Source organism: Maribacter spongiicola, from assembly GCF_004364165.1.
In the GTDB taxonomy this organism is placed as follows: Bacteria; Bacteroidota; Bacteroidia; order Flavobacteriales; family Flavobacteriaceae; genus Maribacter; species Maribacter spongiicola.
Map to the genome: position 1 here is coordinate 87,136 of NZ_SOAY01000018.1, position 6,921 is coordinate 94,056.

Annotated in this window: 7 protein-coding genes; all 7 read left to right on the forward strand. The window is 37.3% G+C overall.

Features of this window, described 5'->3' with window-relative positions; genetic code table 11:
* Positions 1-28 precede the first annotated feature (28 nt).
* The 7 genes from CLV90_RS19095 to CLV90_RS19125 all read left to right on the forward strand — a co-directional run bounded on the left by CLV90_RS19095 (position 29) and on the right by CLV90_RS19125 (position 6,669).
* On the forward strand, positions 29-1,243 hold the full coding sequence (locus tag CLV90_RS19095; RefSeq protein ID WP_133689110.1) for an acyl-CoA dehydrogenase family protein: 1,215 nt from the start codon (positions 29-31) through the stop codon (positions 1,241-1,243).
* A gap of 154 nt (positions 1,244-1,397) precedes the next feature.
* Positions 1,398-2,465 (forward strand): phosphotransferase family protein, encoded by a 1,068-nt coding sequence (locus tag CLV90_RS19100; protein WP_133689111.1) that lies wholly within the window; start codon positions 1,398-1,400, stop codon positions 2,463-2,465.
* A 4-nt stretch (positions 2,466-2,469) separates the two neighbouring features.
* Positions 2,470-2,853 carry a DUF1330 domain-containing protein gene (locus CLV90_RS19105; protein WP_133689112.1) on the forward strand — a complete coding sequence of 128 codons (384 nt, stop codon included), beginning with the start codon at positions 2,470-2,472 and terminating at the stop codon, positions 2,851-2,853.
* 118 nt (positions 2,854-2,971) lie between these two features.
* Entirely contained in the window at positions 2,972-3,727 is a 756-nt protein-coding gene (locus CLV90_RS19110; RefSeq protein WP_133689113.1) for an SDR family NAD(P)-dependent oxidoreductase, read from the forward strand.
* A gap of 6 nt (positions 3,728-3,733) precedes the next feature.
* Positions 3,734-4,504 (forward strand): enoyl-CoA hydratase/isomerase family protein, encoded by a 771-nt coding sequence (locus CLV90_RS19115; RefSeq protein ID WP_133689114.1) that lies wholly within the window; start codon positions 3,734-3,736, stop codon positions 4,502-4,504.
* Between the two features lie 81 nt (positions 4,505-4,585).
* Positions 4,586-5,587, forward strand: a complete 1,002-nt coding sequence (locus tag CLV90_RS19120) for an NADP-dependent oxidoreductase (RefSeq protein ID WP_133689115.1) — start codon at positions 4,586-4,588, stop codon at positions 5,585-5,587.
* Positions 5,588-5,691: 104 nt separating this feature from the next.
* Positions 5,692-6,669: an NADPH:quinone oxidoreductase family protein gene (locus tag CLV90_RS19125; RefSeq protein WP_133689116.1), complete on the forward strand. Its 978-nt coding sequence runs from the start codon at positions 5,692-5,694 to the stop codon at positions 6,667-6,669.
* The last annotated feature ends 252 nt before the right edge of the window (positions 6,670-6,921 follow it).

Consider the following 6,921-nt stretch of genomic DNA (forward strand, 5'->3'; position numbering starts at 1 on the left):
TTAATACTATCAACGAAAGCGAGAAAAAATGAATTTCGAATATTCAGAAAAATCCAAAGAACTTCAAGAAAAGCTTAAGCAATTTGTAGCTCAAAATTTAGCTCCTGTTGAAAAAGAAGTAGTGGCATTTCATAAGGATCCAGCAAATGCATGGACAAAGTGGCCAGGTTTAGAGGGTTTAAAACAAAAAGCAAAAGATGCAGGTTTATGGAATCTTTTCCTTCCAAAAACGTATGGTGATTTAAGTCCGGGTTTGTCCAATATGGAATATGCTCCGTTGGCAGAGATTATGGGGCGCATGTTATGGTCATCAGAAGTATTTAATTGCAGCGCACCTGATACCGGTAATATGGAAGTTTTATCAAAATATGGTACTCCAGAACAGCAAGAAAAATGGTTAAAACCATTGATGAATGGTGATATTCGTTCTGCATTTTTAATGACGGAACCTGACGTCGCCTCATCAGATGCTACCAATATAGAAACATCTATAGTGGCAGATGGTGATGAATACGTAATTAATGGTCGTAAATGGTGGTCATCTGGCGCAATGGATCCTAATTGTAAGATTGCCATTGTCATGGGAAAAACAGATTTTGATGCTCCCAGACATGTGCAGCAAAGTATGATTTTGGTTCCTATGGACACACCGGGTCTAAAAGTGATTAGACCATTAACGGTTTTTGGTTACAATGATTCTCCAGAGGGTCATGCAGAAATTCTTTTAGACAATGTTCGCGTACCTAAAGAAAACTTATTGGTAGGTGAGGGACAAGGATTTGCCATTGCCCAGGGTAGATTAGGTCCTGGTAGAATACATCATTGCATGCGATTGATAGGTATGGCGCAACGCTCGCTAGAAATAATGGCGCAACGAACAACGCAACGTAAACCTTTTGGTAGAACTTTAGATACCTACAGCAGTGTTCGTCAAGATATTGCAAATTCAGCTTGTGAGATAGAGCAAACAAGACTTTTGGTACTTTCTGCAGCCGATAAAATGGATAAGTTAGGCAACAAAGAAGCCAAAGATTTAATTGCCATGATTAAAATTGTAACGCCTAACATGACACTGAGAGTGGTAGATAGGGCAATGCAAATTTTAGGCGGCTTGGGTGTAAGTAGCGATGTGCCCTTGGCTCACTTTTTTGCTGCTGCCAGAATGCTCAGATTAGCAGATGGACCAGATGAGGTTCATATGAGCCAATTGGGTAAGAATCTTATAAAGCAGTACTCGAAGTAACAACAGAATAAGAATAAACTAGCTCTAAGTATAAGGTAAAAGGGAGACTTAAATGTTATTTCGGGCTTGTCTAAAATTTACGTGTATAATAGTTAAATCGGTTTAAGAGTAATCGTAAACCACAGAGAATAAAGAGTAATAGATAATAAAAAAGATGAATTTAAAACCAGTCAGAGAAGGTGAAGAATTAAACGATGTCAAACTCAAGAAATTCTTGCTTGAGCATAACCTTATTATAGACGCCAAAAGCGAGCTTCAGGTTGGTCAATTCTCCAATGGTTTTTCAAATCTTACATATCTATTACATATAGAAGATAAAGAATATGTATTACGTCGCCCTCCATTTGCCGCTCCGAAGAGAGGTCATGATATGGGAAGGGAATATAAAGTGATTCACAACTTGAATAAGGTATTCGATAAAGCACCAACGGCATTTGCCTATACAGAAGATGTCGATGTAATTGGTGCCCCATTTTATATAATGAGTAAAGTTTCAGGTGAAATTTTAACGGCAAAAGAAGCAAGAACTAGACAGGTTTCTCCTTCAGAATTCAAAACAATTTCAAATACCTGGCTCGATACTTTCGTAGCATTTCATAATGTAGATTACAAGGCAGCAGGATTAGAAAATTTGGGCAGACCTGTAGGGTATGTTGAAAGGCAAGTTACCAATTGGGGTAAACAATATTTAGCTGCCGCTACCGATGACGTACCAACCGCTGAAAAGGTAATGTCATGGATGCAATATAATCAGCCGAAAGAATACGATCATACTTTAATACATAATGATTTTAAGTATGACAACGTCGTTTTTAAAAATGATACGTGGAAAGAGATTAAGGCTATTCTAGATTGGGAAATGTGCACGCTAGGTGACCCTTTAATGGATTTAGGTACTTCTTTAGGCTATTGGACCACTGCTGCCGACCCCGATTTTATGAAGCAAGGTTTGCAATCGCCAACGGTTATGGAGGGTAATCCATCTAGAACAGAAATTGTGCAACAATATGCACTGAAGAGTGGTAGAAATATAGATAACCTAACGTTTTATTATGCCTACGGACTTTTTAAAATAGCGGTAATCGCACAGCAAATATATTATAGGTACAGGCACGGGCACACAAGCGACCCAAAATTTGCTTACTTGAATAAGGCGTCAGAATTATGCTGTAATACAGCGTGGCAAGCTATTCAGAAAAATCAGATTGATAATTTATTTTAAGGGTATGAAAAAGGGAGCATTTATAGAAATCAATGAAGAACAATTTAAGGCATTTGTAAAATTGCCCAAAGATACTTCTGTAGTGATGCTCAATTTATTGAAATTTAAAGAATTAGTTCCGGAAACAGGCTTGTCTGGTGCTGATTCTTATAAAGAATATATGAAAAAGGCGACTCCTTTTTTTATAAATGCAGAGGCAGAAATTCTATTTATGGGAAAAGAAAACATCATGTTAATAGGACCGGAAGAGGAAGGTTTATGGGATAAAATTTTACTCATAAAATATAAAACGATTTCAGATTTTTTAGAAATGATACAAGCCGTAGGGTACCCTTCTCATTTAAGAAATCAAGCATTAGAAGATTCTCGGTTAATTCATTGTAGCTGAATAGCAGGAATATAAATTGAAAAAATAACCAGGCAGTAGTTAGATAGTTAATCAATCTTTCTTGCCAAAGCCAACACAGTCAAGAATCTGGTAACACTAAAAGTTTAAAAAGGAACAAATGAATTTAAAGGACAAAATTGTAATTATAACAGGTGCAGGTAGTGGTATTGGCGCAGCAACGGCAAAACTTTTTGGAACACATGGTGCAAATGTTATTGTTTCTGATATTAACCTAGAGAACGCAAATAAGGTAGTTGAAGAAATAAAAAGCGCAGGTGGCACGGCATCGGCAGTCAAAACCGATGTAACCAAGTTTGAAGAAGTTGAAAGTTTAATAACAGGCACAGTTTCAAAATACGGTAGTCTTGATGTTATGGTAAATAATGCGGGTATTAGTGGAAAGCACCAAGCAAAAACGGCAGATCATACGCATGATGATTGGCATAATGTAATTGCCGTGAACCAAACTGGCGTATTTTATTGTATGCAAGCGGCTATAAAGCAAATGCTCTCTCAAGGAAAGGGAAATATAGTAAATGTAGCATCGCTGGCAGGTTTGAAAGCATCAGGAAATAACTTGTCTTATAGCGCAAGCAAATTTGCAGTGGTAGGTATGACGAAGTCCGCCGCCTTAGAATATGGCAGAAAAAATATACGCGTGAATGCCGTTTGTCCCGGGTTTACACACTCAGCACTATTAGAACAATTATTGTCCGTAAGTCCAGATATGGGCTCTAAACTTAAACGCTTTATACCAATGGGGCGCTTTGGTGAAGCAGATGAAATTGCAGAGGCAATCTGCTGGTTGGCTTCTGATAATTCTAAATTTATTACAGGTCAGACGATAACATTAGACGGTGGAACTTCATTATAAGAAAATATGAAAACATTAGAAATAACATATAAAGGCGATTATGCTATAGTTCAAATGAACCGTGGTAAAGTAAACGCGATCAATGCCGAAATGGTAAATGAATTATCGACTACGTTTCGTGATTTAGAAGAAAATGTAGCGGTAAATGGCGTAATTCTAACTGGGCAGCCCCACTATTTTTCTGCGGGCTTAGATTTAATTGAACTGTATCAATATGATAAAGAACAAATCACTCATTTTTTCACAATATTCGGTGCTTTATATCTTCAATTAGTCCAGTTTAAAAAACCATTCATCTCAGCAATTACAGGTCATTCTCCGGCAGGAGGTTGTGTGTTGGCAGTGGCAAGTGATAATCGGTATATGGCAGAAGGAGACAAATATGTTATAGGCTTAAATGAGGTAGCCGTTAACATTCAAATAAGTCAAAATCTAACAGAAGCATACGCATTTTGGATGGGCGATGGTTTAGCAAGTAGATTTATTCTAGAAGGAAAATTGTTATCTGGAAAAGAAGCGCTGGCAGCCGGACTGGTAGATGAGTTGGTGCCTTTAGAAAATGTATTGGAACGTGCTGAAAAGCAGATGAAAATATATATGAGGGCAGACCAAGAAATTCTTATAAATACAAAAGCAAAACTTAGAAAGCACCTTTTAGATAAACTAGACTTAAATGCGGAAACATCATTGAAAGAAGCATCAGAACTTTGGTGGAAACCAGAAATTCGAGCCAAAATGAAAGCTTACGTCGAAAGTTTTTCCAGCAATAAGAAGTAAAGTAAGGGTTACGAAATCGAAAATATAAGGCACAAATTAAACAGATTTCCTCTAGTAGGAATTTAAAAGATAAACAAACAGATGAATAAACAATTATTATTTGTAAAAAGACCACAAGGGGAAGCTGACGCTTCAACATGGTCATTAGTAACGACTCCTACACCTGAAATAGAAGAAGGTCAATTTTTGGTAAAACAACATTATGTATCACTAGATCCTGCTATGCGCGGGTGGATGAATGATGCAAGATCATATATAGCACCAATGGAAATTGGTTCGGTCATGAGAGCAGGTTCTGTTGGCGAGGTAGTAGCCTCCAAAAACCCGAAATTTAAAGTAGGACAATATGTTGCTGGTACCGGTGGAGTTCAACAATATGCGGTAACAGACGGAAAAGGATTTTATCCGGTAGATCCAAAATTGGCTCCGTTACCCACATATATAGGTTCTTTAGGCATGCCGGGAATGACTGCTTTTTTCGGAATTCAAGAAGTTGGGAAGATTAAAGCAGGAGATATCGTTGTGGTATCTGGTGCTGCAGGAGCTGTGGGGAGTATCGTTGGTCAAATTGCCAAAATAAAAGGGTGTCATGTGGTAGGTATAGCTGGTGGCGCAGATAAATGTAAATATGTAGTTGACGAACTTGGTTTTGATGCTTGTATCGACTACAAAAATGAAGATATCAAAGCACGTTTAAAAGAAGAATGCCCAAAGGGATTAGATGTTTATTTTGATAATGTAGGCGGTGAAATATTAGATGCCGTTTTAGGTAGATTAAGACTTCATGCAAGAATTGTTATTTGTGGTGCCATTTCTCAGTATAACAATAAAGAAGCGGTAAAAGGGCCGAGTAATTATTTATCACTTTTGGTCAATAGAGCGAGCATGACCGGTATCGTCGTTTTTGATTGGGCAGATAGATATAAAGAAGGAGCTGAACAATTAGGCATATGGATGGCGCAAGGAAAAATAAAAAGCCGAGAAGATATTTACGAAGGAATTGAAAATTTCCCACAGACCTACAACCGACTTTTCTCTGGAGATAAAATGGGGAAATTGGTTTTGAAGGTGATAGAGGAGTAAAAGAGTAAATACAAATTCAAAATTCAAATACAAAAATAGCCATGCCTAGAAGATATATTTGTTTATAAAAATAACGGTCAACCATCAACTAACAACCAAATTAAATGAAAGCAATACGATGTAATAAATACGGTCCGCCATCTTCTTTAATATTAGAAGAAGTTGATAATTTAATACCAAAGACCAAGGAGGTTTTAGTAACGGTGAAAGCATGTGGACTTAATTTTCCTGATACCCTTATAATACAAGGGTTGTATCAATTTAAACCAGAATTACCATTTACACCAGGTAGTGATGTAGCAGGAGTTGTTAAAGAACTAGGCGAAGGAGTATCCCATTTAAAAGTGGGTCAGGAAGTATTTGGTTTTATAGCTCACGGAGGTTTGGCTGAAGAAGTTATCGTACCTGCGAATGCATGTTTTCCAAAACCGCCACAAATGGATTTTCCGACAGCAGCGTCATTTTTAATGGCATACGGTACATCCTACCATGCGTTAAAAGATAGAGGTGTATTGGCAGAAGGGGAAACTCTTTTAGTATTAGGGGCATCTGGTGGCGTTGGGTTGGCAGCTGTTGAGTTAGGTAAGCTAATGGGAGCAAAAGTTATTGCAGCAGCGTCAACAGATGAAAAGCTTTCTTTATGCCAAGAATATGGAGCTGATGAAACTATAAATTACACTAAGCAAGATTTAAAGGAATCAATTAAAGTTCTGACAGAAGGCAAAGGTGTAGATGTAATATATGATCCGGTAGGTGGTGCATATTCAGAAGCGGCATTTCGTGGTATGGCCAGAAACGGTAGGTATTTGGTTGTTGGATTTGCCGCTGGTGATATCCCGACAATACCATTGAACCTTCCACTATTAAAAGAAGCTTCTATTGTTGGTGTTTTTTGGGGAGCTTTCGCAATGAAAGATTCTAGAGCAAATATGGAAAATACAATGACCTTAATGAAATGGCATGCACAGGGGAAATTGAAACCACATATTCACGCCATTTATAATTTGGAAGACACATCAAAAGCATTGGAAGAAATGACGAATAGAAAAGTGATGGGTAAGTTGATTGTGAAGATTGAGTAGGGTTTTTTAATTGAAAAGTATTAAGTATTAAGTATTAGGTATTAAGTACAAAGTATGAAGTTGAAATGTGGTTGATTTTTAATATTATTTGCAATCGTTTTTTATGTTACGGATTTTAAATTCAACATGGTTGTTATAAAAATCTTTTGATTTTTATAACAACCAACAACCAACAACCAACAACCAACAACCAACAACCAACAACCAACAACCAACAACCAACAACCAACAACCAACAACCAACAACCAACA

Bases quoted from the DNA above. Each gene is read 5' to 3' on its own strand.
- CLV90_RS19095 (WP_133689110.1), top strand. From the start codon at position 29: ATGAATTTCGAATATTCAGAAAAATCCAAAGAACTTCAAGAAAAGCTT.
- CLV90_RS19100 (WP_133689111.1), top strand. From the start codon at position 1,398: ATGAATTTAAAACCAGTCAGAGAAGGTGAAGAATTAAACGATGTCAAA.
- CLV90_RS19105 (WP_133689112.1), top strand. From the start codon at position 2,470: ATGAAAAAGGGAGCATTTATAGAAATCAATGAAGAACAATTTAAGGCA.
- CLV90_RS19110 (WP_133689113.1), top strand. From the start codon at position 2,972: ATGAATTTAAAGGACAAAATTGTAATTATAACAGGTGCAGGTAGTGGT.
- CLV90_RS19115 (WP_133689114.1), top strand. From the start codon at position 3,734: ATGAAAACATTAGAAATAACATATAAAGGCGATTATGCTATAGTTCAA.
- CLV90_RS19120 (WP_133689115.1), top strand. From the start codon at position 4,586: ATGAATAAACAATTATTATTTGTAAAAAGACCACAAGGGGAAGCTGAC.
- CLV90_RS19125 (WP_133689116.1), top strand. From the start codon at position 5,692: ATGAAAGCAATACGATGTAATAAATACGGTCCGCCATCTTCTTTAATA.